General features: G+C 37.6%; 29 protein-coding genes, 1 pseudogene and 1 riboswitch. Of the genes and pseudogenes, 14 read left to right on the forward strand and 16 right to left on the reverse strand.

Annotated elements, in window-relative coordinates:
• Nucleotides 1-89 precede the first annotated feature (89 nt).
• The 5 genes from DS745_RS25120 (at nucleotide 90) to DS745_RS09105 (ending at nucleotide 3,093) form a co-directional block, all read left to right on the forward strand.
• Entirely contained in the window at nucleotides 90-386 is a 297-nt protein-coding gene (locus DS745_RS25120; RefSeq protein WP_241657768.1) for a hypothetical protein, read from the forward strand.
• A complete protein-coding gene (locus DS745_RS25125; protein WP_241657769.1) occupies nucleotides 334-681 on the forward strand; it encodes a hypothetical protein in 348 nt (115 codons plus the stop codon). The genes DS745_RS25120 and DS745_RS25125 overlap by 53 nt, the downstream gene beginning before the upstream one ends.
• Before the next feature lie 42 nt (nucleotides 682-723).
• Nucleotides 724-876 (forward strand): hypothetical protein, encoded by a 153-nt coding sequence (locus DS745_RS25130; RefSeq protein WP_241657770.1) that lies wholly within the window; start codon nucleotides 724-726, stop codon nucleotides 874-876.
• A 685-nt stretch (nucleotides 877-1,561) separates the two neighbouring features.
• Nucleotides 1,562-2,824 (forward strand): helix-turn-helix domain-containing protein, encoded by a 1,263-nt coding sequence (locus DS745_RS09100; protein WP_129077941.1) that lies wholly within the window; start codon nucleotides 1,562-1,564, stop codon nucleotides 2,822-2,824.
• Nucleotides 2,825-2,838: 14 nt separating this feature from the next.
• Nucleotides 2,839-3,093, forward strand: coding sequence for a hypothetical protein (locus tag DS745_RS09105; protein WP_129077942.1), 255 nt, complete (start codon nucleotides 2,839-2,841; stop codon nucleotides 3,091-3,093).
• 46 nt (nucleotides 3,094-3,139) lie between these two features.
• Here the strand turns inward: DS745_RS09105 and DS745_RS09110 are convergent, their stop codons facing one another.
• On the reverse strand, nucleotides 3,140-4,267 hold the full coding sequence (locus DS745_RS09110; RefSeq protein WP_129077943.1) for a S8 family peptidase: 1,128 nt from the start codon (nucleotides 4,265-4,267) through the stop codon (nucleotides 3,140-3,142).
• 196 nt (nucleotides 4,268-4,463) lie between these two features.
• Nucleotides 4,464-4,832: a helix-turn-helix domain-containing protein gene (locus DS745_RS09115; protein WP_129077944.1), complete on the reverse strand. Its 369-nt coding sequence runs from the start codon at nucleotides 4,830-4,832 to the stop codon at nucleotides 4,464-4,466.
• Nucleotides 4,833-5,089: 257 nt separating this feature from the next.
• Here DS745_RS09115 and DS745_RS09120 point away from each other — a divergent pair, with 257 nt between their 5' ends.
• Entirely contained in the window at nucleotides 5,090-6,532 is a 1,443-nt protein-coding gene (locus tag DS745_RS09120; protein ID WP_129077945.1) for a UDP-N-acetylmuramoyl-L-alanyl-D-glutamate--2,6-diaminopimelate ligase, read from the forward strand.
• Nucleotides 6,533-6,548: 16 nt separating this feature from the next.
• Here the strand turns inward: DS745_RS09120 and DS745_RS09125 are convergent, their stop codons facing one another.
• The 8 genes from DS745_RS09125 to DS745_RS24550 all read right to left on the reverse strand — a co-directional run bounded on the left by DS745_RS09125 (nucleotide 6,549) and on the right by DS745_RS24550 (nucleotide 14,552).
• A complete protein-coding gene (locus DS745_RS09125; RefSeq protein ID WP_129077946.1) occupies nucleotides 6,549-6,713 on the reverse strand; it encodes an aspartyl-phosphate phosphatase Spo0E family protein in 165 nt (54 codons plus the stop codon).
• 136 nt (nucleotides 6,714-6,849) lie between these two features.
• Nucleotides 6,850-8,232: a methyl-accepting chemotaxis protein gene (locus DS745_RS09130; RefSeq protein WP_129077947.1), complete on the reverse strand. Its 1,383-nt coding sequence runs from the start codon at nucleotides 8,230-8,232 to the stop codon at nucleotides 6,850-6,852.
• Between the two features lie 346 nt (nucleotides 8,233-8,578).
• A complete protein-coding gene (locus tag DS745_RS09135) occupies nucleotides 8,579-9,412 on the reverse strand; it encodes a copper amine oxidase N-terminal domain-containing protein (RefSeq protein WP_129077948.1) in 834 nt (277 codons plus the stop codon).
• A 287-nt stretch (nucleotides 9,413-9,699) separates the two neighbouring features.
• Nucleotides 9,700-9,921, reverse strand: coding sequence for a hypothetical protein (locus DS745_RS09140; RefSeq protein ID WP_129077949.1), 222 nt, complete (start codon nucleotides 9,919-9,921; stop codon nucleotides 9,700-9,702).
• A gap of 12 nt (nucleotides 9,922-9,933) precedes the next feature.
• On the reverse strand, nucleotides 9,934-10,758 hold the full coding sequence (locus tag DS745_RS09145; RefSeq protein WP_129077950.1) for an Ig-like domain-containing domain: 825 nt from the start codon (nucleotides 10,756-10,758) through the stop codon (nucleotides 9,934-9,936).
• 5 nt (nucleotides 10,759-10,763) lie between these two features.
• On the reverse strand, nucleotides 10,764-11,399 hold the full coding sequence (locus DS745_RS09150; protein ID WP_129077951.1) for a hypothetical protein: 636 nt from the start codon (nucleotides 11,397-11,399) through the stop codon (nucleotides 10,764-10,766).
• A 131-nt stretch (nucleotides 11,400-11,530) separates the two neighbouring features.
• A complete protein-coding gene (locus DS745_RS09155; protein WP_129077952.1) occupies nucleotides 11,531-14,212 on the reverse strand; it encodes a copper amine oxidase N-terminal domain-containing protein in 2,682 nt (893 codons plus the stop codon).
• 190 nt (nucleotides 14,213-14,402) lie between these two features.
• A complete protein-coding gene (locus DS745_RS24550) occupies nucleotides 14,403-14,552 on the reverse strand; it encodes a hypothetical protein (RefSeq protein WP_161568217.1) in 150 nt (49 codons plus the stop codon).
• A gap of 201 nt (nucleotides 14,553-14,753) precedes the next feature.
• Nucleotides 14,754-14,841, forward strand: a riboswitch (cyclic di-GMP riboswitch).
• 346 nt (nucleotides 14,842-15,187) lie between these two features.
• On the opposite strand from DS745_RS24550, the gene DS745_RS25135 reads away from it, so the two are divergent.
• The 6 genes from DS745_RS25135 to DS745_RS09185 all read left to right on the forward strand — a co-directional run bounded on the left by DS745_RS25135 (nucleotide 15,188) and on the right by DS745_RS09185 (nucleotide 21,299).
• Nucleotides 15,188-16,099, forward strand: coding sequence for a stalk domain-containing protein (locus DS745_RS25135; protein ID WP_129077953.1), 912 nt, complete (start codon nucleotides 15,188-15,190; stop codon nucleotides 16,097-16,099).
• Between the two features lie 475 nt (nucleotides 16,100-16,574).
• The gene (locus tag DS745_RS09165) at nucleotides 16,575-17,084 is read left to right on the forward strand and encodes a DoxX family membrane protein (RefSeq protein WP_129077954.1); all 510 of its coding nucleotides are present in this window, start codon (nucleotides 16,575-16,577) and stop codon (nucleotides 17,082-17,084) included.
• A gap of 90 nt (nucleotides 17,085-17,174) precedes the next feature.
• On the forward strand, nucleotides 17,175-17,747 hold the full coding sequence (locus DS745_RS09170; protein ID WP_129077955.1) for a TetR/AcrR family transcriptional regulator: 573 nt from the start codon (nucleotides 17,175-17,177) through the stop codon (nucleotides 17,745-17,747).
• A 244-nt stretch (nucleotides 17,748-17,991) separates the two neighbouring features.
• Nucleotides 17,992-18,969, forward strand: coding sequence for an FxLYD domain-containing protein (locus DS745_RS09175; protein ID WP_129077956.1), 978 nt, complete (start codon nucleotides 17,992-17,994; stop codon nucleotides 18,967-18,969).
• Between the two features lie 12 nt (nucleotides 18,970-18,981).
• Nucleotides 18,982-20,094, forward strand: a complete 1,113-nt coding sequence (locus DS745_RS09180; protein WP_129077957.1) for a S1C family serine protease — start codon at nucleotides 18,982-18,984, stop codon at nucleotides 20,092-20,094.
• Between the two features lie 242 nt (nucleotides 20,095-20,336).
• Nucleotides 20,337-21,299 carry a nuclease-related domain-containing protein gene (locus tag DS745_RS09185; RefSeq protein ID WP_129077958.1) on the forward strand — a complete coding sequence of 321 codons (963 nt, stop codon included), beginning with the start codon at nucleotides 20,337-20,339 and terminating at the stop codon, nucleotides 21,297-21,299.
• 272 nt (nucleotides 21,300-21,571) lie between these two features.
• On the opposite strand, the gene DS745_RS09190 is transcribed toward DS745_RS09185, so the two are convergent.
• Nucleotides 21,572-22,297 carry an N-acetylmuramoyl-L-alanine amidase family protein gene (locus DS745_RS09190; RefSeq protein WP_129077959.1) on the reverse strand — a complete coding sequence of 242 codons (726 nt, stop codon included), beginning with the start codon at nucleotides 22,295-22,297 and terminating at the stop codon, nucleotides 21,572-21,574.
• Between the two features lie 257 nt (nucleotides 22,298-22,554).
• Here DS745_RS09190 and DS745_RS09195 point away from each other — a divergent pair, with 257 nt between their 5' ends.
• Complete coding sequence (locus DS745_RS09195) at nucleotides 22,555-23,076, forward strand: DoxX family protein (RefSeq protein WP_129077960.1); 522 nt, start codon at nucleotides 22,555-22,557, stop codon at nucleotides 23,074-23,076.
• 129 nt (nucleotides 23,077-23,205) lie between these two features.
• Here DS745_RS09195 and DS745_RS09200 read toward each other — a convergent pair whose 3' ends face one another.
• The 4 genes and pseudogenes from DS745_RS09200 to DS745_RS24560 form a co-directional block, all read right to left on the reverse strand.
• Nucleotides 23,206-24,516 carry a M3 family metallopeptidase gene (locus DS745_RS09200; RefSeq protein WP_161568219.1) on the reverse strand — a complete coding sequence of 437 codons (1,311 nt, stop codon included), beginning with the start codon at nucleotides 24,514-24,516 and terminating at the stop codon, nucleotides 23,206-23,208.
• Nucleotides 24,499-24,633: pseudogene (locus DS745_RS25365) on the reverse strand (hypothetical protein); the annotation flags it as partial. The gene DS745_RS09200 and the pseudogene DS745_RS25365, both read right to left, overlap by 18 nt.
• 12 nt (nucleotides 24,634-24,645) lie before the next feature.
• Nucleotides 24,646-25,026: a gluzincin family metallopeptidase gene (locus DS745_RS09205; RefSeq protein WP_129077962.1), complete on the reverse strand. Its 381-nt coding sequence runs from the start codon at nucleotides 25,024-25,026 to the stop codon at nucleotides 24,646-24,648.
• 251 nt (nucleotides 25,027-25,277) lie between these two features.
• Nucleotides 25,278-25,442 (reverse strand): hypothetical protein, encoded by a 165-nt coding sequence (locus DS745_RS24560; protein WP_161568220.1) that lies wholly within the window; start codon nucleotides 25,440-25,442, stop codon nucleotides 25,278-25,280.
• 242 nt (nucleotides 25,443-25,684) lie between these two features.
• Here DS745_RS24560 and DS745_RS09210 point away from each other — a divergent pair, with 242 nt between their 5' ends.
• On the forward strand, nucleotides 25,685-26,200 hold the full coding sequence (locus tag DS745_RS09210; RefSeq protein WP_129077963.1) for a DoxX family membrane protein: 516 nt from the start codon (nucleotides 25,685-25,687) through the stop codon (nucleotides 26,198-26,200).
• A 47-nt stretch (nucleotides 26,201-26,247) separates the two neighbouring features.
• Here DS745_RS09210 and DS745_RS09215 read toward each other — a convergent pair whose 3' ends face one another.
• Nucleotides 26,248-26,706, reverse strand: coding sequence for a hypothetical protein (locus tag DS745_RS09215; RefSeq protein ID WP_129077964.1), 459 nt, complete (start codon nucleotides 26,704-26,706; stop codon nucleotides 26,248-26,250).
• Nucleotides 26,707-26,963 lie beyond the last annotated feature (257 nt).

Here is a 26,963-nt window from a genome sequence, read left to right on the forward strand (position 1 = left end):
GTTACAAGCTTGAAACACTACATGGATTTTTATTTCTCACCCTTTTTTTGATTTAGAGGTATCTATAGGTGAAAGGGGAGTTCAAAAAAATGAAAAATGGACAAATTGAAAAGTTTAGGAAGTTTTCGCAGTTTGAAAATGTGGAGGAGTTTAATGCGCATCTAAATCGATGGCTAGATGAGGTTGGACACGAATTTTCCAAGAGTGAAAGAATCGCGTTAAAGTTCTTGAGCCGCTATGCTGTAAATCGTAGGAGTCGCCAATGTGAAAATAGGTACGGTGTTAAAGACAATTCACTCAGAATACAACGGCAGTGGAATTTCGAGATCGACAATGAAACGAATGTTTGTGAAAGCAAGGCAGGTGGGAATGATCATCACCCATGAACTTGCCCGTGAAAATGGTGGTCAGTCTAGCAATCTCTACGTTTTTATGCGCCGATCTGAACCACCCAAGCCTGAAAAATTTAATCGCCCTAATAAAACTATTTCCTTAAAAACTATAAAAGAAATAGAGAATCGTAATGAACTCGACCACACCTACACCAGTGAAAAAATCCCTCAACCATTTGTAAAATTAGCCAAATGCTTTTTTGATAGCTTTCAAAAGATAGAAGAATACTGGAGAATGACCGAGATTGCCGCCTACAAATACGTCTTTGAGAAGGATCACGACCTATAGTTAGACGTTGCCATTCAGTCATTTAAACAGACGATCCGAAAAATGAAGCTAAGTAATGTGAAAAAGCCGATTGCTTACTATTATTCGGTTGTGATTAGCAAATTTGAGCAAGAATCCCATCGAGATCTTGATGAAATCGTCAGTAGTGACGAGGAAGGAACTCGTTATTTAAGTTCAACAAGCATTTTTAACTAACTAACGTGCCAAACCGGGCAATTTACAGTCCGAAATCAAATTTTACGAGCTAAACTAAGGGGTTTACAGTCCAAAATACATTTTACGTGCCAAACTAAGGGGTTTACAGTCCAAAATACATTTTACGTGCCAAACTAAGGGGTTTACAGTCCAAAATACATTTTACGTGCCAAACTAAGCAGTTTACAGTCCAAAATTGCAATTACGTGCCAAACTGAGGGGTTTAAGTCCAAAATTACATTTTACGTGCCAAACTGAAAGATTTACAGTCCAAAGTCAATCGTTTATGAGCGAAACTCTAAAAGATTTGAATTCAATAATGAACTGTGCTAAAAAAATCGAATATAGCTCATGCCTTTATACAGAAAATCTCTCTGTGCTAGAATTTTCTTCCTTTATTACAACGCATAACTAGCACTAATTAGAATAGAAATAAAAAGTAGTAAAGATGGTTAAAGGAATCAAATATTGGGTAAATATTATAGACTTATTACTCTTCCCAAATCTCGATTGAATTTTTACAATATTAATAATTATCAAATTTTTTTCTTGTTCTAGTGAAAATAGCTTATCTCTAAATTAATTGGATGTTTCCTTATTGAAAAAATGAAAGTTTTTTAAAGGTATAAGAGGCATTAAAATGGGGTTTATTTTTCAATACAAAAAGGAGTTGTAGTTCAATAGAATGAAAATAGAGCTAAAAACCACGATAGAATATGGAAAAATCATCGCATTAAACAGATTAAAGCAGGGTATGACGCAAGATGAGTTAGCCAGAGGAATATGTTCAATTACATATTTAAGTAAACTTGAAAATGGTAAGCTTGATCAACCAAATTTAGAGACGATAGACCTATTGTTAGGAAGATTGAATATTACAATTAGTGCGTTATCCGATCAACAAAAAGTAATAAAAGATAAGATTGGTAGCATTTATGATGCAATTAATGAAAAAAATTTAAAGTTAGCTGACCGAGAGTGGTTGAAGTTAAAAGAAAGCATCACTAATAATGAGGACCCTAGTCTTTACGTTTATTATCTGTTAATTTCTTATCGCTATTTTTTAGGAAAAGATGATTTAGGTAGTGCTAAGAATATACGAAAAGAGATTCTTCTCCTTTCAAAAACCTTAACAAATGCACAGCTATTTTATTTTCATTATTTTAATGGTATATATCACTGTTTAGATCAAAAATTTCTCGATGGTATCGAAAGTTTTCGAGAAGCACTGACACTTCAGGATACACTTCCTTTTGAGGATCATTTTCTGTTATATCATACTGCATTAGCATATAGTAATATCCATAATCCAGCTCTTGCTCTTCAATTCGCTTTAGATGTATTACACATCTTCGAGAAACAGCTTAATTATATGCGTGTAGTAGATTGCCATATTATAATTGGCATTAATTATACGAGGGTGAAACAGTTTGAGAGAGCATTAGAGCATTATCATAATGTCTTAAAAGTAGTAAGCCAATTAAATCAACTTGATCTGATCGCAATGGTTTATCACAACATTGGGTTTTTATACTCGGAAAAAAAGGAGAGTAAACAAGCGATCAATTATTACCTGAAAAGTATTGAGTTAAAAGAAGAAAATACGCCTGTTTATCTAAATACAGTCTACTTTTTAGCCAAAGAGTTAATAAAGGAAAAGGCCTTCGAGCAAGCCAGAAATTGGATAAGTAGAAGTCTGGCACTGGTAAAAAGCCCTTCCAGTTATTCAATTAAGCTAAAAATATTAGAATTTTCGATTTCAAAAAACAGTGACGAACATAAGGTATATCTTGAGGAAGAGGCCATTCCTTATTATAAGGAAAAGAATGACATTAATAACCTTTACAGCTGCTACGAATTATTAGGTGATTTATACTCTCAGGAGTTTAAATATAAAGCTAGTAGTAAGTATTATAAACTAGCATTGACTGTAAAAAATAAAAAGTAGAGGAGTTTTTGGTCATGAACAAATTATTAAAGGGGTTAGGAGTTTTTAGTTTAGTTGGAGCAATCATCTTTCCGAGTGCTGTACTAGCAGAAGAGCATCCAAAATTCAATTCGGAATCAGGGGTTGAAGAAGAGCATCCAAAATTCAACTCAGAGCCAGGTACTGACGAGGAGCATCCGAAATTTAATTCAGAGCCAGGTACTGACGAGGAGCATCCGAAATTCAATTCAGAGCCAGGTACTGACGAGGAACATCCGAAGTTTAACTAATACATAAAAAATCCCTTACAGAATTTCTGTAAGGGATTTTTTGTTCTTAATAAGCTGCACGTAAAGCGTCGACTAGACCATAACCAAAATAAGTAGAACTCCCTAGATTAGTAGCTGTATCTCTTAATCTCTGTCTAATCTGTACGTTTGAAGCCCACGGATACTCGCTCTTCACTAGAGCTGCTACAGCCGCAACATGAGGAGCTGCCATTGATGTACCGTTTAGGCTCGAGTAGGTATTATTTAGGTAAGTACTTTGAACATTAACACCTGGAGCCATTAACTCTAATTGGCTACCGTATGTTGAGAATGATGCTCGTTGATTGCTAGAATTTACAGCACCTACAGCGATAACAGAATTATATCTTGCAGGAAATTGTATCCCATTAGAACCTGTATTTCCAGCTGCAGCAATTAATAAAACACCTCTGTTATATGCGTTATCTGCTGCTTGTTGTAAGGCAGTAGAACCAGAAGATCCGCCAAGGCTCATGTTAACGATATCCATGTTATTATTTACAGCCCACTCGATACCTTTGGCGATACCACTTAGAGAACCACTACCATTTCTATCTAAAACTTTAACAGCGTAAAGATTAACAGATGGTGCAACTCCGATCACTCCATAGCTGTTGTTTAGTGCGGCGATTGTACCAGCTACATGCGTTCCGTGACCATTGTAATCTTGGTAACTCGGCTCAGAGCTGATAAAGCTTGCACCGCCTGAGATTCTTAAATCTGTATGACTAGCAATCCCAGTATCTAGTACTGCAACTCTAACACCAGATCCATAGTTGCCCCAAGAATGTACAGTCGTTGCGCGAATATGAGATACACCCCAAGGAGTAGTTTGTGCAGTTGCTTCTACTGGTGCATCTTCTTCAATATAAGCAATATTTGGGTTCTTAGCTAATGCCTCAGCTGCTTTTTTAGGAAGCGTAACATGTAAAACAGGCATATATTCGTATTCGTGATGTACTTCACCACCAGCTATTGTAACGACATCTGAGTCTGCTTTTTCATGAAAACCAATTAAGTAATCTAGCTTTTCAACACCGTTTCCATTTCCGTTTCCTTTGCCATTACCATTGTTCGCACTTACAGATGCTGTTGAAAACACCATTGTAAATACAAGGATAAAACCTAGAAACATTCCTAACAGTTTTGATTTCATGTTAATGCCTCCTTTTATTTATTTTTATCCAGCTACTAACTGGATCTATAAAAATCGTAACACACTTTGAAGATTAGTTTTATTGGGAAAGTTGATAAAATAGGGGTGTGTAATAGGGTTTAAATAAAAGTTTTTTTTCAATACGTACATCAAAAAAACAGCATCATATTTAAATGATGCTGCGCATGTAAGTGAACTAAATAATCTTTTTAGCGGTTTTATTTAGCTTATGGCTAATTGGCCGTTGTAACTTATTCGTTTCTTGTTTTCTGGTGAATTTAAGTAATGTTAAGTACTCATCCGTTGATAATCCTTGGTCGAGGGCCTTCATAATTATACTGTCCCAATGAGTATCATATGTGTGTTTTGCACCCTCAAAAATAAATGTATCTGCGGAAACACCAAGTACTGGAGAAATTTGATACAAAAATTCAAAACTTGGGTACAGAATATGATTTTCCTCAACCGATCGAAGGCAACTTTCCTCTACTCCTGCAATCTCCGCTAATTCAGTTAGAGATAAGCCTTTGTTGATGCGCATTTCTTTCATTGTATTACCAATCATATATGTCCCACCTTTAGTGTTTATATTCCAAACCTTCTTAAACTTCTATACGTAGCTTCATTCGTTTTTATGGGGGGAAAGATTTTTTCTTTTAGCTCCAAATATATATCTAACTCAATCGTAATATTCTTCAAATAATTTTTATGAGAAAAAAGTACTTCTAAGATAGTTAACGTTTTCGACATCAATTACTATAAGTTTATAAACAATTGGTTTGGGAAAAAATAGAATTATCTCTCTTTAAAGGACGTTTACAAATGAACCATATTCCCATACATAAGTTAATAAACGAAGTAAATAAACTAAGCTATACTGGTATACAATCAAATTCAAAAATGGTTGAAGCAGGAAATGTTTTTGTAGCTATTGATGGAACAGCAGTTGATGGACATCTTTTCATAAAAGATGCCATTAGTAATGGAGCTTGTGCAGTAATTGGGGAAAAACCATTGACAGGAGCTTCTGTGCCTTACTTCCAAGTTGAAAATAGTCGGGAGGCAATCGGTTTATTAGCTGCAAGTATCTATGGAAATCCTTCAAAAAAGCACCAGGTAATTGCTATTACTGGGACAAACGGGAAAACGACAACCTCTCATTTAATCAAACATATTCTAAACTATGTAGGGGAGAGTTGTTCGTTAATTGGTACAGTTGAGTACGAGATTAATGGTCAAAAAATAAAATCGAGCCATACCACTCCTGATGCTCTACAGTTACAAAAATTATTATTTGAAAGTAACGATCGTTATGTGGTTATGGAGGCATCCTCACATGGACTTGATCAACACCGTCTTGCTGGAACAGGAGTAGATTATGCACTCTTTACAAATCTGAGTCATGATCATCTTGATTATCATGGGAATATGACTAATTATTTCCATGCAAAAACTCAACTATTTGGGTTACTAAACGTCCATGGAGAAGCAATTATCGGCAATTATACCTCATGGGGAAAAAAGCTAACAAAGCTATTGAAGCAGCAAAAACATGTCTTTTCAGTTGGGGAAATGGGGTTAGATGACGTTCAATTACTTTCTATTCATGGATTAGAAGTTCTAGTTAAGGACGGTCCTAACCATCTAACGCTCTCGATACCATTACCGGGACTGCATAATATTTGGAACACTTTGCAAGCCTATTTGCTAGCAAAGAGACTTGGTATCCCAGCAGAGGATATCGTTAAGGCTATTCAAACGTTTCCAGGTGTGGCTGGTCGTTTTGAACAATACCAGAATGACGTAAAAGCAAATTTTATTGTTGATTATGCTCACAGTCCAGACTCCATCAACTATTGTTTACAAACAGCCAAGGAATTAACAAAAGGAAAAGTCGTTCATATATTTGGTTTCCGTGGTCAACGTGACCGCAAAAAACGTTTGCCAATGTTAGAGGCATCAGTTGAATTTAGTGATGAAGTTATCATTACATTAGATGATTTAAATGGCGAGAGTTTAGAAGGGATGTCAAGAGATATTTACGACCTGATTGAGAGAGTGGGAAAAGGAAAATGTAAAGTAATCTTAGATCGGACAGAAGCGATAAAGTATGCATGGGATACAAGTGAAAAGGAAGATACGGTATTAGTAACCGGTAAAGGACCAGAGTGCTATCAACACCCTTTTTTATTGCCAAGTAGATCAGACCGTGAAACAATTGAATACATTAAGATGTTGCATTTAAGCAATAAAATCTTAGATTAGTGTGAAATAGACTAAGCTAAGATTTTTTTGCTTTTGGATGTGTTTTGTCAAAAGCATTTAATAAACGATCAAGTTCTTGGCTACATCTAACAGTAACTGCTGCTGAAAAGCCGTGTTTTATTGCTTTTTTTGTCATTTCCTTACGCTTTTTTTCAATTTGAATTAGAAGGCTTGTAGGCATTAGAAATTCTCCCAAAATAAGGTTATAAATTAATTATCCTATAAATATACATTTTTGTATTGGAAGTTTGTGACTAATATGTGAACGAAATAAATAAAAATGAGGTGTCCCCTTTATATTGGGGACACCATCTTATTTATATATCAAAGTTTTTAATTAAATCCTCTAAATCCTGTGTTAGAGAATTTAAATCAGATACCGCTTTAGCAATTTCTTCGATAGAAGCATACGTTTCCTGGGTTAAAGAGTTTGCTTGATCGACGCTTGCAGCAGACTGCTCTGAGATTTTAGTTGTTTCATTGATAGAAGCCTTGACCTGATTTGTACTAGCTGAAAGCTGTTCTGCGATCGCTGAAACTTCTTGCATTTCTGAGGTAACTGCCTCAATCTCTTTTAGGATTTTCTCAAAGGAGGCTTTTGCTACCTCAACCACTGTTTTGCCTTCTTCTACCTCTGTTTGTGTTCGAGACATTTTCGTAATTGAATTTTGTGAATCCTGCTGTATGCTTTGAATTAGACCAGTAATCTCTTCCGCGGACCCTTTAGATTCTTCAGCTAGCTTTCTTACTTCACTTGCTACTACTGAAAAGCCTTTCCCGTGTTCGCCAGCTCTAGCTGCTTCAATACTAGCGTTTAAAGCTAATAGATTTGTTTGTTCTGCGATGCCATTGATTACATTAACGATATCGCCAATTTGATTTGAACGCTTATCTAATTCAGAGATGACGCCAGCTGTCTCATTAACCGAAGTGATGATGATATTCATTTTATTAATAACATTGTTAATAGCATCGGCACCACTTCTAGCTGATTTTTCTGTTTCATATGAAGAATCAGCAATTGTAGAAGTTGTTGCCGCGACTTTTTGGATACCAATACTCATTTCTTCAACAGCTCTCGCACCTTCTTCGGCACTTACTGTTAAGTTATCTGAACCACTAGAAACAACACTCATTACTCTTGCCATTTCTTCTGTTGCTCTATGTACTTGTTGAGAAGTAGCTTCAAGCTCAGCCGATGATGATGAAACTTGTTTACTTAGACCATTCATATTTTTAATAACAGCTTGAAGGTTCTTCACCATATAGTTGATCGTTTTGGATAATTGACCAATTTCGTCACGACGATTTTCATCTAATTCATTTATCAACAGATTTCCTTCGGCTACGCTACTTGTTACTCTAATAACTTCCGAGATTGGTTTGGTAATTAATCTAGTAATAATAAAAGTAAGGATAATAGCAAAAGTTAGCGCAGATCCTAGAATGACATATAAGGTTGTAATTGCTCTTTGAACATTAGTTTGCCCGTCCTGAATATTGACAATAATTCCTTGTCCAATTTCTTTGCCGATTTCATCAAAGTTATTAACTACAACTGTCGTATCGGATTTAATGCGATCAAAATCATTATTAATCGTTTGCAATTCAAGTAACAAAAAAGACATGCCCAATACAAATGTAAGAATTACCGCAGAGAACCCGACGATTAACTTGTACCTTATTTTTAAATTTTTCATGACTTCACCTCGTTGTATTTGTTGTACTTAGACATTTTATTACAAGAAACGACATATGTATACAGCGTTTGGGTAAAGAATGGGTGTTTTGAACTATAGCTTGAAGGGTGTAAATCGTTTTACGGTCCAAAACTAGTAGTTTACAGTCGGAAAATAAAATTTACAGTCCAAAATCAGTAGTTTATAATCCAAACTAAGCGTCTTATAGTCTGAGTCGAAGTTTATACCCTGTTGGGTATCAGTGACATAAACAAAAAATCATGCCCTTAATCAAGTGAAGAAGGGCATGAACAGGTTAAAGTTAAGAATTCTTAAAGCATAGAGATACCTTTCTATGTCTTTATTTTTATCTAATTACTGAATGATTACTATCTAGCAACCGTTGAATTGAAATTTTTAAATTTCGATTATATGGTACGTCTTTAAAAGTGCCATTGTAGGTGCGAGCACGTCTGCCAATTTTAAGATCGTAAAGATCAATAACATAACTACCTGAAGCTTTTCCATCAATTACAGTTCCCTCTATAATCATTTGGGCATCGAATTTATCCCCATTGAAAACCATACTTGTATGATCAGACTCAAAGTAACTAGCATTATCTAAAAAAGATGTAAAAATTGTATCAGCTACTAGCTCACGTGTCTGATGAATTCTGTAGAAATCTTCGTAAAAACGTTCTTCAGAGATGTGTTCTGAAATATTTAGCGTTACACGATCTACATAATAGTAACGTTCTATATATTCAAAAGTTACAATACTAACCGTTTTTGTTTGGCTATTCCAATCTACTTTTGCCCCTAATGCTTCACTTATAAAGCGAAGTGGCACTAACGTTCTCCCTTTTACTACTTGCGGGGTTACGTCTAATGTAAGTCTTTGTCCATTAACAGTAGCTGTTTTGCTACCGATTTTTAGAGTGATTTTTTTCGAACCACGGCTAGCTGTGATGGTTTGTGTTTTCGCATCCCAGTGGACAGTAGAGTCTAACTCTTCAAAAATTTTACGCATAGGTACCATTGTACGTCCAGCAATAGTAGTCGCCGGTTGGTCAAACTTAATAATTTCACCATCAATTTCAACCTTAATAGAGGTAGATGCTTCTCCAGTAGAGGGAATAGCTAAACTAGTAAAAAACAAAATAAAAACAAGGGTCATTCTAGATGCTAGTTTTGTGTACATATAAGTGCTCCTTTTGGATATAAAATATTTGTAACTTTTTAAATATAATTGGTCAATGTCAATTGTGATAGTGGTATTTACTGGTGTTTTGCTGAGAATGAGGAATGCCAAGTCTAACTTGCCAACCTTTTGTTGTAATTACCTAATTTATTGTCCAAACTGAAGCGTTTATTGTCCAGAATCACCAGTTTATTATCCAAACTGAGTTATATACGCCGGTAGGTTACCTCAGGAACAACCAAAAAAACACCCAACTCCTTAATAATAGAGTTGGGTATCTCAGTATCTTAATCTATACTAATAATCTTTAAGTTACTTCTAAAAAACTCAGTGTTCATCGGTTCAGCTTCTTCTTCCTCAATTTCAGCAGAAATTTGTGTAGTCTCTTTTTCTTGAAGTTGATTACTACTTTCGGTAGGTTCATTGCTTAAAAGAAATAAACCAGCAATTCCAAGTAGGAGGAATACACCTACAATACTCATAAAACTAATCATTATATTTTTTAACATAGGGTAATCACCTTACTTTACATTATGGTTAATCGTTTCTATTAGAGAACCTCTTTCGTAGGAAGAGAATGCGTCTATTTTAATCGTGTTTCCTCGCTTTAAGCCCGGTACAGCTAATTCGTGGACGTTATTACCTTGGTAGTGCATTTTCTTACCATCAACTCTGACAACAGCAACAAAGTTACTAGTTTTCACCGTCACGTTGGATACCATTGAATTCACATCTACTTTGACATTCGTTAGATGTACAGGCTTTTTCTCAGCCTGTTGTTGAGTTGTATTGGTTTGTTGGTTTGTAGCAGGTTTCGTCGATGGTTGACTTGTAGTCGGTTTACTACTCGAACTATTGTTGTTTGTAAATGGACTATTATTTGCCTGGTTGTTATTCGTTGTTTGGTTACTCTGTTGGCTCGTTGTTCCTTGCGATTTTGGGCTTGTGCTGTTTCGTACCTTTTCTTCTTTCACTTCTTCGATTACAAATGGCATTCTTACTCCAGGGGAGAGAACTTCATTAGTAATAGATGCTACATTTTCAATAAAAAGCTCGTATTCTAGCCCTGGAACGTACATTTGACTGGGATTTACAGAAATACTTTTTCCATCTGCTGAAAGACTAACCGTTACATCTAAATTGCGGTTAAATGAGTTTTTTACCAGGACAGTTGTTTCATTTACTGTGCTTGGATCTAATGCTTCATTAAACGTTATAGTCCAGACTTTGTATATGTCATTAGCCACCCTCTGTACAAGTACTTCATGGTTATTTTCTGCAAGTGAAGCAGGCATAGTAGAAAAGACGAAAATAAGTAAAATTAGAGCTTTTAAACTATTCTTCATTACGATCAATCCAACTTAAATTCTGCATCAATGTCTTCTAGTTTGTGTTCTACTAATAAATCAGTAAATACATTTCTACCAGCTAATAAATCATACAGTGAATACCTTTTACCAGCAGTCTTGTAAGTAAACTTTTGATTAATTCTAAAGATATCGCTACTTCCTTCTGGTACTTTAAAATTCATCACTTCAAGCATTTCATTGTTCTCACTGATTACTTCAATTCGCAAGTCGAAATTGTCATTTAACGTTGCATAACCGATTTCAAATTTCTTTTTGATCCCGTCAGTTTCAAATGGTCTATTAATCGTTCTACGGTTACCATTTACAAACACATTGATAAAGCTAACTTCTTCACCATTTGTTAAAATATCTACGTTCGTAATTGATACATCTGTTTCAGCAAGAGAGCTGCCTTTTTTATGGAGCACTTCAACTTGCTCGATATATTTTTTTGGAGCATTTACTGTAATCTCCCTTGTTGATTTAAAATCTAGGTAGTTTTCAGCAGCACTGTTTTCATTAAGTAAAAATTCTTTGAATTTAAATACAAATGTGTTGGCAAATACATTTGTTGGTAGCAATAAAGCTGTTGCAATTACAGTTGATAGTAGTAGTGTGATAATATGTTTTTTCTTCATGTTCAATTGTTCATCCTCTCATGCCTTATTGTAGTTTATCTCTTATATCGACATATTTTGCTATATTGTTAAGGGGTATTTAATAAATTAATAGAAAAGGCAAGCTATGAACATCACAGCTTGCCTATTTTTTAGTCTAAAGTAATTGTTCCTAGTGAGGAGGCTAGGCCATTAATAGTTGCATTAATACCGTCGGCAATTGATAACACAAATACTCGGTAAGTAATGTTACTCGTTATTAGATTACCTCTAACATCGGTGGTAGCAGCATCTAAAGTTACCACATGATTACCTCCAGTTTTATTTACTCTCGTAAAATATTCTTTAGGTACTAGATTGGCAGCAGCTAAGGTAAAGGTACTTGCCTCAGCCTCTGGGACAACCAATATGGCATAGTAAGCAATGCTAGCTTCATTTGTTGGTTTCGTAAAACCTATTCTCATATCTCGGCCATTGCCGTTGTTAGCAATATCTGATGCTGTAATGTTAGAAACGCTTCCAGCAAAAGGGTTCGATAAGGTTATGTTTAATGAAGGGTTTGATAATGCATTAGAAGATGCTGCATTAGATACACTCATCACATATACCTTGTATTCAATATCCGGCTTTATTAAGTCACCTTGAACATCTCGTGCGGTTGGACTTAATCGATGCACGATGTTACTACCTGTTTTTGCAACTGGTGTATAATTGCCAGCTGTTACTGCATTCGCTTGAGCTAAATTAAATGCTTGGTGCGATTTTACTACCATAATTCGATATTCGGCGATGGAAGCCTCATTTCCTACTCTTACGAACCGAACTTCTAGATCACTACCGTCTGCAGCGTTAGCTATATCGTGCGCTGTTACACTAATGACTGCTTGAGCACTTGAATTAACTCTTAAAGTAATAGCTGCTGAAGCTCCAGACAATGAGTTGTTCTTACTGTTACCTCCATTAGAGACAGAGAGAACATAAACACGGTATTCTACCCCTTCACGAATGAGTGCCCCAAATGCATCTCTCGTACTAGCCGTTAGTGTCCTTGATAGATTAGCTCCGGTTTTTGGAACAACCGTGTAATTAGATGGTGGGACATTATTGGCATCAGTTAATGAAAATCCACCTGCTTGAGCTGATTTTACAATCATAATCCGATATTCTGATAGAACAGATTCGTCAGTAATTCGATTAAATGTTACCTGTAAATCTCGTCCATCTCCATGGTCACTTATATCGTACGCTCGTATGCTTGTTGCTGACGCAGGTCTGAAATTATCCGTTAACGAGATCGTTTGTGAAGGCGACGAAAGCGAGTTTGTAAACCCGTTGGCAGGACCACCTACTGATAACACAAATAATCGATAATTTAGATTTGAACGTACCAAATTTCCGTTAACATCTCTAGTCGTTGATGCTAGAGTTACTGTACGATCCTGACCCGTTTTTGAAACAGTTGTATAGTTAGAACTGGAAACGCTGTTGGCTTTTTGTAATGTAAAACTATTAACTTCATTGGCGGGAACAACCATCACCCGATAATTAGCGACGCGTATTTCTTGACTCGGAATTTTAAAGGTGACTTCAAGATCACGACCATCACCATGGTCAGATATGTCTCTTGCAACAACATTTGTAGCTCTAATATCGTTAGGCCTGCTGGCTGGCGTTATTTGAGCAGATGGCGCAGATAAAGAACTTCCGAAACCTGTGCTAGCATTACCGATAGCTAGGATGTACACACGGTATGTCGTTCCATTTTGGATAACTCGCCCTTTATAGTCTCGAGTACTCGTGAGATTTTGAACGAGATTTGCCCCTGTTTTAAAGATCGTTGTGTAATTTCCACTTGTTACTTCTTTTGCTGCAGACAAGTCAAATTGACTTATTTCACTATTAGGGACGACAATGGCACGGTAATACAAGAGATGATTTTCATCTGCAAGTCTATTAAAGCTTACTTCAAGGTCTCGACCATCCCCGTAGTCATAAACATCTCTAACTGTTACGTTAGTGACTGCTGCTACTCGGTTTGGTAGTGTGAGTGTGACAGGAGTGCTTTTTGCTAAGTGGTGTTGTGGGCTAGCTCCATTCCCAACCTGTAAAACAAACACTGTATAATTAATATCATTTTCTACGAATGCACCATCCGTATCTCGGGTTGACGAAGTTAATACCTGGCGAATGTCCTGACCGGATTTCGTAATTACTGTATAGTTACTTGGCGAAATACTTAACGCAGTGTTTAAGTTGAAATTTGTTGCTTGGGAGGTTTTCACCACCATGACTCGGTACTCACTTACTGGTGCTTCGTTTTCCGCTCTTTTAAAGCTAACCTCTAAATCGCGGCCGTCACCAAAGTTTTCCACATCTCTTGCTGCTACTCCAGACATTGGGCTCTGAGCTCTTGTTACTCGAACTTCTCTTTTCGCTGCATCATAGAAAACGCGGTCACCTAAAGCTTCACTTACAAAACGAACCGGCACTAAAGTTCTACCATTTATAACCTGAGAAGGGACATCCAAGGTCACCTGTTTGTTGTTAACGATTGCTTGGTTAAATCCTATGTAAAGGATAATTCTCGTATCACCTCTTGTGGCGGTGATCTTCCTTGTGCCTTCCTCATATACGACTTTGGCATTAAGTGATTCAAATATAGCCCTTAATGGAACCAACGTTCTACCATTTCTAACGATTGGTGGTTGGTCTGTCTGAATTTCTACTCCGTTAACAAACACCTTGATGGTGCTACTGTTCGCAAATGCAAGATTAGGAAATCCTGATGAAAAGAGTAAGATAAGTAACAAAGATGTAATGATATTTTTTTTCACTGTATTATTTTCCTCCTACCATTTTTTGCTCTTATATAATATTTCGACAAATGCGCGTAATTGTTAACACTAAAATTTAATTATAGGAGATTTTTAACTAGAGTTACTGCTTCTAGCAGATAATTAACATATGTTTGAAGTTACATTAAAAAAACCAATGGAATTTTAAGTCCATCGGTTATGATTTCTATTAAGAGTAATTGATCTCTTCTATATGTAACAACAATCTCTCTATTTCTTTTACTAAGTCTTTTGACGTTAGTGTATGGTTGCTATCACCTAATTTTTGTATCTCTTTAAGGATTGACAGCAGTTTCTCTTGACTAATCTGTGCTCCCATTATGACCCCCCTATTAATATATGAATAGTATATTACAAGAATTGGCATTTTTCCAATATATTTTTGCTAGATTTTGTCGGTAATGGTAAAAAAGTCTTATATATTTTATGGGATAGTAGACAGGAAATTAGATATATTGGCTTACTATATTTTTATCATCATCAAGTATAATAAAAAATAAAGGTTCATATTACATAATTACGTACGAAAGGGCAACCTCATTGAAAGATGTTGGTACGCAAAACTATAGGGGCTAAGTCATTCGTTGATATGCCAGCCAGATACCGAAATTTCTACCTTCGACGTGTTAATTTAAATTAAGGAGGAGTTTGTAATGATGAATTTTTTAGCCAAAAGATGGCACAAGTGTTTAATGAATTATAATTATATTCTTTATAAGGATTGCCTTAATCCTGAAATGAAAGAGCGTTTTTTTGAAAGGGCTTTTTTTCACAAGGAGAAGTCAAGTTATTAATACAGAAAAAGACTGTCGCTTCAGAAACTAGCGACAGTCTTTTTCTGTATTTTAGATCGAATTTTCTGGCATTTAAATTCCCAGTTAATAATCGCAACCAACATTTAACAGTTGATAAGTCATCTAGTATATATAAAAATATAGTAAGGAGGTGTTTTTGGTGGGTAAATTTGTAACTTTTGGGTCATTATTGTTGTTCATAATGATAGGTTTTCAAACACAAACGGCATCAGCAAACACAATTCAAGTATTTGTAGATGGTAAGAAAATTCATTTTTCAGATATGATGCCAATCATTGAAAATGGTAGAGTGTTAGTTCCCCTACGTGCGGTTCAGGAAGGATTTGGTTCAAATATTAACTGGGACCAACAAACGAGAATGATTACTAGTGTTAAAGATAAAGGATCTCAACAAACTAAGTTGATCTATCAAATTGATTCTCCATATGTGCTTCAACATTATCAAAATGGAAATCAGCAACAGCAGATGGTTGAAAAAATTGATGTGCCAGCAAAACTAGTACAAAACAGGACGATGGTCCCACTTCGTTCAACAACAGAGTCAATGGGTTACTCCGTTCAATGGTCTCAAAAGGATTGGACTGTAACCATAAAATCAAATCCTTCAATAAAACCTATAGCAGGCGATTTGCAGTATCCAGTTTCTGGTGAGTCTGAAAAATTAGTAGAGATGGAGTTTGATATTTTCTTCTTAACGAATGCAGAAAGAGTAAAACATGGAGTTAAGCCTCTAATCCTAGATTTAGAAGTAAATCAAGTAGCTAGGAAAAAATCACAGGATATGCATGATCAACGTTATTTTGCCCATCGTTCACCTGTATATGGTTCACCATTTGATATGTTAACTCATTTTGGTATTACTTATCGAAGTGCTGGAGAAAACATCGCAGCTGGATATCAAAGTGCCCAAGCTGTTGTCACAGGCTGGATGAACAGTGAAGGTCATCGGAAGAACATTCTTAACTCCCGATTTGAGCGAATTGGAGTCGGTTATTATTATGGTGCTAACGAATACCGATCATACTATACACAGATGTTTTTAACGAAATAAGTAATGGAAAACGGTCCTTTTGGGACCGTTTTTAAGTGAAATCACTCGAAAATATGGTTTACAGTCTAAACTCGGTGATTTATAGTCAGAAAATCAAATTTACAGTCCAAACAGACTATTTTACAGTCCAAATCAAATGTTTTATGAGCGAAGAAGCAAATTATACTTGGGTAGGTATTCTCGCGGAAAGGGATATTTGACAGGTCTAATCAACCTTAATCTATTGAGAGATGACAATTTTACGGAATTAAAAGTGAGCTGATATCATTAATTCGGGCTTAGTCAAAACCACTTCACACTTTGTTCACTGTTTCACAATACAATGTTCACATGTGGGACGGTCGCGACGACCTTGAGCATTATATACTATGAGTGAAGATAGTTAGTGATCACAAACACACTGATCGAAACAAGAAACACGCACCATCTCGATCGCTCACTATCTCAAATCAAAACGATGAGGAGATGATCGATTATGGTCATGAATTTTTTAAGAAACAATAAAGTAGCAGCAGGGATTTTAACTTTCTTACGTGTATACCTTGGATGGAAATGGTTAACTGGGGGCTGGGGCAAAATTACTGGCGAACCGTTCAGTGCAGCAGGTTATTTAAATAACGCAGTGGCAAATCCAGTTGTCAGTCACGGCGAAGTAGTTTACCCAAATTACGTAGCATTCTTAGAAAAGTTTGCTATTCCGGGTGCAGATGTCTTTAGCTTTATGGTTGCCTGGGGTGAGTTATTAGTAGGACTTGGATTAATTCTTGGAGTATTAACAACTTATGCAGCATTTTTCGGCGTAGTGATGAATTTTAGCTTCATGTTCGCAGGAACTATTTCAACTAATCCTTGGATGATTTTAATTGCCTTCTTCATTCTAGCTGCTGGTTACAATGCAGGTCGCATCGGTGGAGATCGTTGGGTAATGCCTTATCTAAAAGGTTTGATTTTCAAAAATAATACTCCTAATAAGATAGCAGCGTAATGTCGTTGCTTTGAGGGCACGAGTCGATTTAGTGAACTCGTGCCTTTCGTGTAAGTTGCTCCTATAAAAATTGAGTTTGGAGGAGAGGTTATGGTTGAAAATCAAACTACAGAAGACAAAATCCTATCAGCAGCGATTGATCTAATGGAACAAAAGGGCTATAAGGCAGTAACGATTAAGGAAATTGCTCAAGTAGCCGGTTTTAGTGAAATGACTTTATTTCGAAGATTTGGCTCGAAAAAAGCGATTTTAGATGCTGCGGTTGAGAAGTACTCGTACAATTATTGTATGAAACAGATTTTTGAGGAACAGATCACTTACGATATTGAACATGACTTAGCATTGATTGCTAGAACCTATCAAAAATATATGAACCGAAACAGAAAGATTGTGATGCTTGCATTTCAAGAGCGACATTTCCACCCGGAAATTGGTCAGAAAACTGCTGAAAATCCAAGACAATTAAAAGAGTATTTGCTGCGGTATTTAACAGAAATGAAGGAGCGGGGAAAAATAAATGGTACGAACCTAGAAGCTACGGCGATGACATTTCTCTGGATGAACCTTGGCTTTTTCATGGCACAATTTGTAGCGGGCAATGAAGTCTCGCCTGTTGGATTAGATGAGTTTATTGAAAGTAGTGTAAAACTATTTGTATCATAGAAGAAGGTGCAAGATTTGCAGGTGAACTGCAGGGTCTTGCACCTTTTACTATATTTAGGAAATGAAAAATAAGTCGATCTATGAGACAATTAGTAAATTAACCGTCTGAAAATAGGAGTTAGTATCGTATAGATAGGTGTTTTAGAGGTAGGTGTGAATTTTGTATTGTCATAAATGTGGAGCAAGTATACATAAAGAAAGTCGGTACTGTTCGAACTGTGGAGTTAAACTGGGTGGGAATCGCGTGTCAAAACGATTTTGGCTCGTGCCAACTATGACCCTTTTTACTGCTATTGTGGTACTTGGAAGTTTCTTTTTCTATGAGTCGACGGTTAATAGTGAAGTTGAGCAGTTGGTTAGGGAAGGGGAAGCTCTGGCACTTGAAGGAGAGCTCGAGCAAGCAAAAGCAACATTTGAAGAAGTGCTCGTGAAGCGACCTAATCATACTGCAGCGGCTTTTAACTTAGAAGTTGTTGAACGCGGTTTAGAGTATATGGCTCTGTTAAACGGAGAGGATCTTGATAAATTAGAGTATGAATTAGCACAGGAAGAAGGCCCTTTTTTTGAAATGATCAAAGAGCAATACCGGCTAGTCGTTGCAACACTATCCATTCAATCCGAAGCGCAAACGATGGAGGATTTGGTTGAGTTATATGAGAAGACCTGGGAGTCAAGTAACGAAGAAACGATTCAACTTGTCGAGGTTATTAAAGAGAAGATTGTTGATCTAGCTATCGTTCAGGGGCTTGGGTTTTTAGAGAAAAATCAGTTTACGGAAGCTGAAGTGGAATTTAATTTAGGGTTGACCTATGATCCAAAAAACTCAGAGCTATTAAACTATTTGGAAAAAGTGAAGACGGCACGGATTGATTTTGAAGAAGAAGAGCAAAACCGTATAGAGAGGGCAATGTCTCGAGCGGCAGAAGAAGACAATTTTAACTGGACAGAAGCAGGTAAGCCGTTAGGAATTTATTTTTCCTATGATGAAGAGAAGTTAGTTGTTTCGGGAGAAGTTAAAAATGTGGGGACGCGGCCGATAAGCGAGATTGACATTCACTATAAAGTTCTCGGCGAAGACGGTAGGGAGCTGACCATGAGTTTCACGAACGTCACGCCCTTTGTACTTATGCCTAATGAGAGGGGTAGGTTTGAGGAGACTCTAGTAATCTCTGAAATGGTCGGGGCTGTTGAAATTGTTGATTGTTTTTGGACGGTGGAATAGGGAGGCGTACGTATGAATAAGCACTGGAGTATAGTACTGACGTTGCTGATTGTAGTTGGTGCTGCGATCACGTGTTGGTATCTCGACAAGAATTTTAGCATCTACTCAGGTGATGGGTTATCAACGCTAGCACCAGTGAAAGAAAAAGAAGCAGTTGAAGTAGCTGGAGAAATGATTACTGAGAATAGCGTTGATATAAAAGAAATCATCAGGCTAAACCAGCCAAAGGTTGTTCAAATTGAACGAGAAGATGGCGAGTTAGGCTCGGGCTTTTTGTACAATGACAAAGGTGACATTATTACCAATGCCCATATCGTCAAGGGCGCAACGCAAGTACTCGTGCGGATGCCAGATACGCAAACGTATTATGGAACAGTCATTGGTGTTGGCGAGGTTATTGATGTTGCGGTTGTTCGTGTTCCGGAGCTTGAGGGCACAGAGCCGATGAGTGTCGCTTTTGACTTTGAAGCTGAAGTAGGCGATGGCGTCATTGCTATGGGGAGTCCTCGTGGCTTTCAAAATACCGTAACAACAGGGATTGTAAGTGCAAAAAATCGCGATTTTGCTTTGCCTCCTTATCAATTTGATAAAGCGTATCAGATATCTGCACCAATTGCTCCAGGGAGTAGCGGTGGGCCGTTAATATTGGCAACGACCGGCCAAGTTATCGGTATTAATTCGGCAGCTTATCAGGGGGAAGTGATTGGTTTTTCAATTCCTATAAAAAATGTCTGGTCGTTGGTGAACGCTTGGTCAGAAGGGGAACATGTTGAGGAGCCAAGAAGCTACTACCGAATGCGACTGAGTGAGGAGGAAGCTAGCTATCTAGTTCGTTATTATTACGAAAGTATTTCTAATTTTGATTATGTGACTGCGTACTCTCTGTTAGGAAGTGATTGGCAGACTAGTGTAGTGTATGAGGAGTTTCGGGCTAGTTATCAAAGCTTGTACACTGCTGAAGTTCTAGACCTTGAAGTGAAGCTTGAGGATGATGTCGCTATTGTCCTAGCTGAGATTGAAGCTGTAGAACTGACGGTCGATGGTGAGTTTGTTGGTCGTAGCTACCAGGTCGCTTTTCGGGTTGGAATTGAGAATGATCGGATGAAGGTATTGGAGAAGGAGTAACCGCCGAGAGGGGCGGTTATTTTTTTGCGGTGGTGTACCGGGGGGCGAGTCAATTTAGGGAGGGCGGAATTGCGTTTGGACTGTAAGTTGCTCAGTTTGGCTCATAAAGTTCTTAGTTTGGACTGTAAATGAGGCAGTTTGGACTGTAATGGGGTCAATTTCGACTGTAAATCGAATTTGTTCATAAAAAATACAAGAGGATTTTCCATGTGAGAAGAGAATTCTATCCCCGAGGTGATAAAATGATAGATAAAGAACGAAAAATACCTTATAAAGTTATGGTATTAGAGGTTTTACTAGCAAGATTGTCAGTGCACTACCCGAATAGGGGCTATATTGAAGGTGAACTTGGCAAAGCAATAGCCGGGTGGCGTGGCGAACAAGCCATTGACTACTATCTCACATTCCTTCCAAAGGAAAAGTATCGAATTTTGCACGATTTACGGCTTGAAGACAATGAAAAGCGGTTTTTTCAAATTGACACGATCCTACTTTCAAAAAAATACCATGTCATACTAGAAGTAAAGAATATGGCAGGTACTTTGTTCTTCAACAATAACCCTCAGCAGTTAGTTCAAACGTTGAACAACGAAGAAAAGGCCTATCAATGCCCAATCATGCAAGTCGAACGCCAACGTCTTCAACTCCAAGCTTTCCTCCGAAGTCTCCAGTTACCCGAAGTGCCCATTTTTGTCCTAGTTGTTAGTAGTCATCCCAATACCGTTATTAAAATTGCCCCCAATTTTAAAAAAGCTAATCAATACGTTATCCAATCAGCAGCTATTCCTGAAAGAATAAATACAATAGAAGCAAATTTTGATGAAGACAAACTTACACCGAAAGAACTTAAGAAGATATCTCGTACACTAATAAAACACCATCAACCTTTAAAGCCGGATTATCTTGAAAAGTATAAAATTGCTCATTCAGACCTTTTAACTGGTGTGCACTGCCCTAACTGTCGACAGATTCCGATGCAGCGAAAGCGCGGGTATTGGTATTGCCATTCCTGCCAGCACTCCTCAAAAGACGCTCATCTAGCAGCAATACACAATTACTCAGTTTTACTAGGCCCAACGATTACTAATCAACAACTACGGAATTTTCTCCACCTACCATCTCCATCCGTTGCTTCAAAAATATTATCTTCATTATCGTTAAAAAAGTCTGGAATTATGAAAGGTAGTTACTATCAGCTTGAATAGTAGGAGTAATATCGACAAGCTGGCCTAATATTTGAGACTAATTTTTGACTTACAGTCGGAAATGGACCATTTACAGTCCAAAGCAGCCAACTTACAGTCGGAAATGGACCATTTACAGTCCAAAGCAGCCAACTTACAGTCGGAAATGGACCATTTACAGTCCAAAAATCAACATTTACAGTCCAAACTGCAAATATTACTCCGATGGGTATATTGCGACTAGCAAAAACAAATGGGTCAGCCCACCACCAGTGGCGTCTGACCCAACTATATTAATTATCATCAAGCAATCCTAAGCGATCTAAAACAACAAAAAGCTGTTCACGAGTAAGTGTCTCTCTCGGATTAGTATCGTCAATAATATTTGCTGCAACTGCTTTATCCCATGCTTCTTGCGCCCAATCACTCGGCTCATTATTCTGACTCACAGGATCATCCTCCTCTGCTTCTAAATTGTACATATTTGCTAATCCCGTAACGATTGCAGTTGCACATTGTTCTCTATATGAATTAGTTTTTAACAGTTCGGCTTCTTCTCTATTGGTCATAAATCCGCATTCCACAAGTATTGCTGGCATTACGGTGTGGCGCAATACATGAAAGTCAGCGGTTTTTAATCCTCGATCATTCCGGCCAGTGGTACTAATCAGTTCATCATGAACAAGCCTAGCCAACTCAACGCTCTCTTCAGAAGCATTTGTATAGGTGAAGGTCTCAATTCCATTGACATCGTTCCATTCACCGCTTCCAAAAGCATTAGCATGAATAGAAATAAATGCGTAAGCCCCCCAGTCGTTTGCCTTGTCTGTCCGTTCAGACAGGGGGACGTCTCGTCCGTCTTCATGAGTAAACATTACTTCTACATTTGAGTAATGCAGTAATTTTTCCCGTGCTAAGTCAGCTACAGCACTATTGAATTCATACTCTCTTAGACTACCGTCAGGACTTCGTTTGCCTGGTGTATCTGGTCCATGTCCAGCATCTAGTACTATCTTCAAGGGGATCACATCCTTTCAAGGTAATTTATTCACGGTTATGTAATCATGTCTATGCTAGTACCTATACACACTTTGTTCACCGTTTCACAATACAATGTTCACAAGTGGGACGGTCGTAACGGTCTCACGCATTATATACTATGAGTGAAGATAGTTAGTGATCACAAACACACACGATCGAACAGCGATCAACACCAGAAACATGCGCCTTATCGATCACTCACTATCACAAAAAAACGTTGAGGAGATGATCGATTATGGTCATGAACTTTTTAAGAAATCATAAAGTAGCAGCGGGAATTTTAACTTTCTTACGTGTATACCTTGGTTGGAAATGGTTAACTGGAGGCTGGGGGAAAATTACTGGCGAACCGTTTAGCGCAGCAGGTTATTTAAATAATGCAGTGGCAAATCCAGTTGTGAGTCACGGTGAAGTGGTTTATCCGAATTATGTATCATTCTTAGAGAAGTTTGCTATTCCAAGTGCCGATATTTTTAGCTTTATGGTTGCTTGGGGCGAATTCCTAGTAGGACTTGGACTAATCCTTGGAGTATTAACAACTTACGCAGCATTCTTCGGCGTAGTGATGAACTTCTCATTCATGTTCGCGGGAACTATCTCAACTAACCCTTGGATGATCTTAATTGCCTTCTTTATCTTAGCAGCAGGCTACAATGCAGGTCGCTTTGGTGGAGATCGTTGGGTAATGCCTTATCTAAAAGGACTTATTTTCAAAAATAAAGTTGAAGCTACTAATAATAAAAAATTCGCAGCATAATTACAAGAGGCAGGCTAGTGTGATACGAGCCTGCCTTTTTAATGACTTGAGCCATCGTATGAACGCTGGAGGACACCAATATGTCCGGAGCGACATCCGGAGTTTAGACTTTACCCATAAAGTCACCTCTTAAAAACTCTCTTCCAACTCATCAACGATTTGGCCGACTAGCGCAATGGCATCGCTAATAATTTTTGTTGATGACATATCAAGTCCTGCAACCTCATATAATTCCATCCCTTTCTTTGAACCACCTAATTTAAGGACTTCGGTCCACTGCTCACCAACAGCGACACCTTCTTGTTTAATCCTTTCTGCCACCACTGTTGACGCAGAAATCCCAACGGAATACGTATATGGGTAAAGACCCATATAATAATGGGGCTGTCTCATCCAAGTAAGCTTTGCGCCCTCATCAATTTCAACTGTATCGCCCCAGAATTCTGAGAGTATATCTCCCTTTGTTCGGCTGATGGTTGTGGTTGTTAACGGTTGCTTGGCTTCTGCCATTTTGTAAAGCCTTCTGAGTAATTCGGCTTCTAAAATATGAGTCACGCAATTATGATGGTAGCTCATCATTAAGTACATGTTTAACCAGCGATGTAGTCGCGGATCTTCCTTAGTTTTCCGAAGATACTCAACAATTAAGTGTTCAACCAAGGTGGAAGGTGACTCAACAAAAAACGATGACATTGAGTTATTAATTAAGTGTTGGTTTTGGTGAGCGAATGTAAAATGTAGGGCATGTCCTAACTCATGTCCTAATAAAAGTACGTCAAATAGATTTCCACCCCACGGATAGAAGGAGTAGCCGTGAACGCCATGAACTCCGCCACCAAAAGCAATCATTCTGCGGCCGACATTGTCACCTCGGTACACCCACCGTTCTGTAAACACACGTCTCATCTGTTCTTGATACTCTGAACCCAACACTCCCACGGCAGCAACAATAATTTCGCCAGCTTCTTCATAACTAATTTTTGGGTCAAACCCCGGATCTAACGGAGCCTTTACATCAGAAAAACGTAGGGTCTCTAACCCCAATTGTTTTTTACGTAAACGAGCATAGCGTTGCATGTGAGGGGCTAACTCAGTTTTAAAAGTATCCAATATTTGCTCAAAAAATTCGGCACTAATATCATCAGAGTCAAACGACGAACCAGCCGGTGAAGAATACTGTAGGAGCATATCGAGTGCTGAAGTATAGCCCCTAAGCTTTGCCAATGAGACATTTTTTCGAATTTCAGCAGCTAAGGATTGTGCTAATCCATGTTGGTATTTTGCCAAACCGGCTGACAGTGAGTCATAGGCATTTCTTCGTAAAATTGTATCTGGCGACGTCTCTACTTGGGTCATATACATGAACAGAGAAACAGGTACTTCTTCACCATGTTGATTTTTCACTGGATCAAACTTCATATCTGAAGCTGTAATGGTCATGTAGACATTTTCTGGTGTGTTAAGAGTGTGTCCTAAAGCAGTTAAGACTTCTTCCATGTCAGGCGTAAGTGAGTACTTACGCGCCTTCTCAACTCCGGATAGGAATTTTTCATATTGGTTTAGCTCAGGTTAATGAGTTTTATATTTGTTTATTTTATCTTGCGGTACACTAATTAACGCATTTACATAGTTTGTTTTAACGCGGTTTGTCTTTTCTCTTAAAAATTGAGCACGACCCAACATTGTTTGGTTACTTGTGTCTGTACCATCCTCACTGAACTTGTACAACGCATAACTACTCGTTCGCCCGACATTTACTAGCAATTGGTCGAATGTACGAATAGCTTCTAATACATCTGAGGCAGAGGATAGAACAACCTCATGCTCAAGTTCTTCCAACTCTTTTTCAAGCGCTAAATATGATTTTTCCCATGCCTCATCACTTTCAAAAATAGGCGTCAGATCCCACGTTTCCTCTACTGGTACTTGGTCACGAGTAATTTTGCTCATTATATAACCTCCTGCGAATTATTTCAGTAGTCTAACTACCTTATTCGCTTCTCTGTCATGTTTTCCTTTTTTAAAAAATACAAATACAGTCCAAATTCAACTACTTACAGTCGGAAATTCATGATTTACAGTCTAAACTCAGCTAATTACAGTCCAAAAAGAAGCATTTACAGTCGAAACTGCACATTTTACCCGCCTGGGTATATATGCAAGCAACAAAAAAAGCGGGCAAGCCCGCAACGATCATAACTCTACTTCTTTTGCTTCTCTTGAAATGAGCCATACAGATATAGCCCTAGAAAGAGAAGTGCTATAACTAAGATTTCGATATAGAAGTTCTGCATCATAAGGTGAAACAGAAATTGTCCTCCGAAAATGATAAGTCCTATTAACCCAAATCTCTTTTTACTTCGCACAGTGAACCTCTCCTTTGGAAAATATACATTAGCAAAATTATAACATACTTTCACCCATTCACACTTTGTTCACCGTTTCACAATATAATGTTCACAAGTGGGACGGTCGTAGTAGTCGTTAGCGTTATATACTATGAGTGAAGATAGTTAGTGATCACAAACACACTCGATCGAACACAAGAATTATGCATCATTTCGATCACTCACTATCTCAAATCAAAACGATGAGGAGATGATCGATTATGGTCATGAACTTTTTAAGAAACAATAAAATAGCAGCAGGAATTTTAACTTTCTTACGTGTATATCTTGGATGGAAATGGTTAACTGGCGGTTGGGGAAAAATTACTGGAGAACCATTCAGTGCGGCGGGCTATCTAAATAATGCAGCTGCAAATCCAGTTGTCAGCCACGGAGAAGTGGTTTATCCGAACTATGTATCATTCCTAGAGAAGTTTGCCATTCCAAATGCAGAGATCTTTAGCCATATGGTTGCCTGGGGCGAGTTATTAGTAGGGCTTGGACTAATTCTTGGAGTATTAACAACTTACGCAGCATTTTTCGGAGTAGTAATGAACTTCTCATTCATGTTTGCAGGAACTATCTCAACTAACCCTTGGATGATTTTAATTGCCTTCTTTATCTTAGCAGCTGGTTACAATGCAGGTCGCTTTGGTGGAGATCGTTGGGTAATGCCATATTTAAAAGGTTTAGTATTCAAAAACAATAAACTGAGCAGTAAGTCAGTCGCGGCTTAACAGTAATGAGCACGAATTGAGAAAATCAATTCGTGCTTTTCATTTTGTTATTTATACGACCACAGGACTTTCCACTTTCCAGTTTCATCATCTTTCGCTACAAAGACGTCCTGGATCAAAGAAAAGTTTCCATAACGTTTGCTATTGTAACTCTTTGTCACAGTAAACATATAGACATTTTCCAATAGAAGGCTATCTTCAGACATCTGCCACTCACTCAATTTTTTTCCTTTTCCGACTGTAAATTGAAAAGTATCCACCTCAAAGTGTTCGAAAAAAACATGGTATCGCTGCCTGAAGTACCATTCCCTTGAGAACTTATCCTGCATGAGGGGGTGAAATAGATCGTAGGAATGAGTAAAATCCATTTTTTGTTCATATTTATAGAAACTTTTGACGATATCTGATTGAGAGGGACCGAAGAGAGTTTTTCCTACTAGAAAAAGCAATAATACAATTACGATCGCTAACACAAAGAAAATAATTTTACTAGCTCCCTGTTTCAAATAGACCTCCGGTTAGTAAGAGTTTTAGTAATATTTATGCTTTGTAGAGGTTGTCTTATGACCAAGCTAAAGTACACCTTTGTAAGTTAGTTAATATTCGCCTTTATGCCCTAAGGTTGCTATCAGTTGATAGCAACCTTTGTTAATTTTACAGGTTTTAGTATTAGGATATTTTCGAAAATTGACAAAATAAGTCGAAAGTTGTCGTTTATTTTTCAGGGCAATTTAGGTATAATATGGCTAAGAACTCATACCGG

Origin of the sequence: Anaerobacillus alkaliphilus (genome assembly GCF_004116265.1) — a bacterium.
Taxonomy (GTDB): domain Bacteria; phylum Bacillota; class Bacilli; order Bacillales; family Anaerobacillaceae; genus Anaerobacillus; species Anaerobacillus alkaliphilus.

What these genes read in the sequence shown, in the direction of transcription:
- DS745_RS25120 (WP_241657768.1), top strand. Translation starts at nt 90, where the DNA reads ATGAAAAATGGACAAATTGAAAAGTTTAGGAAGTTTTCGCAGTTTGAA.
- DS745_RS25125 (WP_241657769.1), top strand. Translation starts at nt 334, where the DNA reads ATGAAACGAATGTTTGTGAAAGCAAGGCAGGTGGGAATGATCATCACC.
- DS745_RS25130 (WP_241657770.1), top strand. Translation starts at nt 724, where the DNA reads ATGAAGCTAAGTAATGTGAAAAAGCCGATTGCTTACTATTATTCGGTT.
- DS745_RS09100 (WP_129077941.1), top strand. Translation starts at nt 1,562, where the DNA reads ATGAAAATAGAGCTAAAAACCACGATAGAATATGGAAAAATCATCGCA.
- DS745_RS09105 (WP_129077942.1), top strand. Translation starts at nt 2,839, where the DNA reads ATGAACAAATTATTAAAGGGGTTAGGAGTTTTTAGTTTAGTTGGAGCA.
- DS745_RS09110 (WP_129077943.1), bottom strand. Translation starts at nt 4,267, where the DNA reads ATGAAATCAAAACTGTTAGGAATGTTTCTAGGTTTTATCCTTGTATTT.
- DS745_RS09115 (WP_129077944.1), bottom strand. Translation starts at nt 4,832, where the DNA reads ATGATTGGTAATACAATGAAAGAAATGCGCATCAACAAAGGCTTATCT.
- DS745_RS09120 (WP_129077945.1), top strand. Translation starts at nt 5,090, where the DNA reads ATGAACCATATTCCCATACATAAGTTAATAAACGAAGTAAATAAACTA.
- DS745_RS09125 (WP_129077946.1), bottom strand. Translation starts at nt 6,713, where the DNA reads ATGCCTACAAGCCTTCTAATTCAAATTGAAAAAAAGCGTAAGGAAATG.
- DS745_RS09130 (WP_129077947.1), bottom strand. Translation starts at nt 8,232, where the DNA reads ATGAAAAATTTAAAAATAAGGTACAAGTTAATCGTCGGGTTCTCTGCG.
- DS745_RS09135 (WP_129077948.1), bottom strand. Translation starts at nt 9,412, where the DNA reads ATGTACACAAAACTAGCATCTAGAATGACCCTTGTTTTTATTTTGTTT.
- DS745_RS09140 (WP_129077949.1), bottom strand. Translation starts at nt 9,921, where the DNA reads ATGTTAAAAAATATAATGATTAGTTTTATGAGTATTGTAGGTGTATTC.
- DS745_RS09145 (WP_129077950.1), bottom strand. Translation starts at nt 10,758, where the DNA reads ATGAAGAATAGTTTAAAAGCTCTAATTTTACTTATTTTCGTCTTTTCT.
- DS745_RS09150 (WP_129077951.1), bottom strand. Translation starts at nt 11,399, where the DNA reads ATGAAGAAAAAACATATTATCACACTACTACTATCAACTGTAATTGCA.
- DS745_RS24550 (WP_161568217.1), bottom strand. Translation starts at nt 14,552, where the DNA reads ATGGGAGCACAGATTAGTCAAGAGAAACTGCTGTCAATCCTTAAAGAG.
- DS745_RS09165 (WP_129077954.1), top strand. Translation starts at nt 16,575, where the DNA reads ATGGTCATGAATTTTTTAAGAAACAATAAAGTAGCAGCAGGGATTTTA.
- DS745_RS09170 (WP_129077955.1), top strand. Translation starts at nt 17,175, where the DNA reads ATGGTTGAAAATCAAACTACAGAAGACAAAATCCTATCAGCAGCGATT.
- DS745_RS09180 (WP_129077957.1), top strand. Translation starts at nt 18,982, where the DNA reads ATGAATAAGCACTGGAGTATAGTACTGACGTTGCTGATTGTAGTTGGT.
- DS745_RS09185 (WP_129077958.1), top strand. Translation starts at nt 20,337, where the DNA reads ATGATAGATAAAGAACGAAAAATACCTTATAAAGTTATGGTATTAGAG.
- DS745_RS09195 (WP_129077960.1), top strand. Translation starts at nt 22,555, where the DNA reads ATGGTCATGAACTTTTTAAGAAATCATAAAGTAGCAGCGGGAATTTTA.
- DS745_RS09200 (WP_161568219.1), bottom strand. Translation starts at nt 24,516, where the DNA reads ATGACCATTACAGCTTCAGATATGAAGTTTGATCCAGTGAAAAATCAA.
- DS745_RS09205 (WP_129077962.1), bottom strand. Translation starts at nt 25,026, where the DNA reads ATGAGCAAAATTACTCGTGACCAAGTACCAGTAGAGGAAACGTGGGAT.
- DS745_RS09210 (WP_129077963.1), top strand. Translation starts at nt 25,685, where the DNA reads ATGGTCATGAACTTTTTAAGAAACAATAAAATAGCAGCAGGAATTTTA.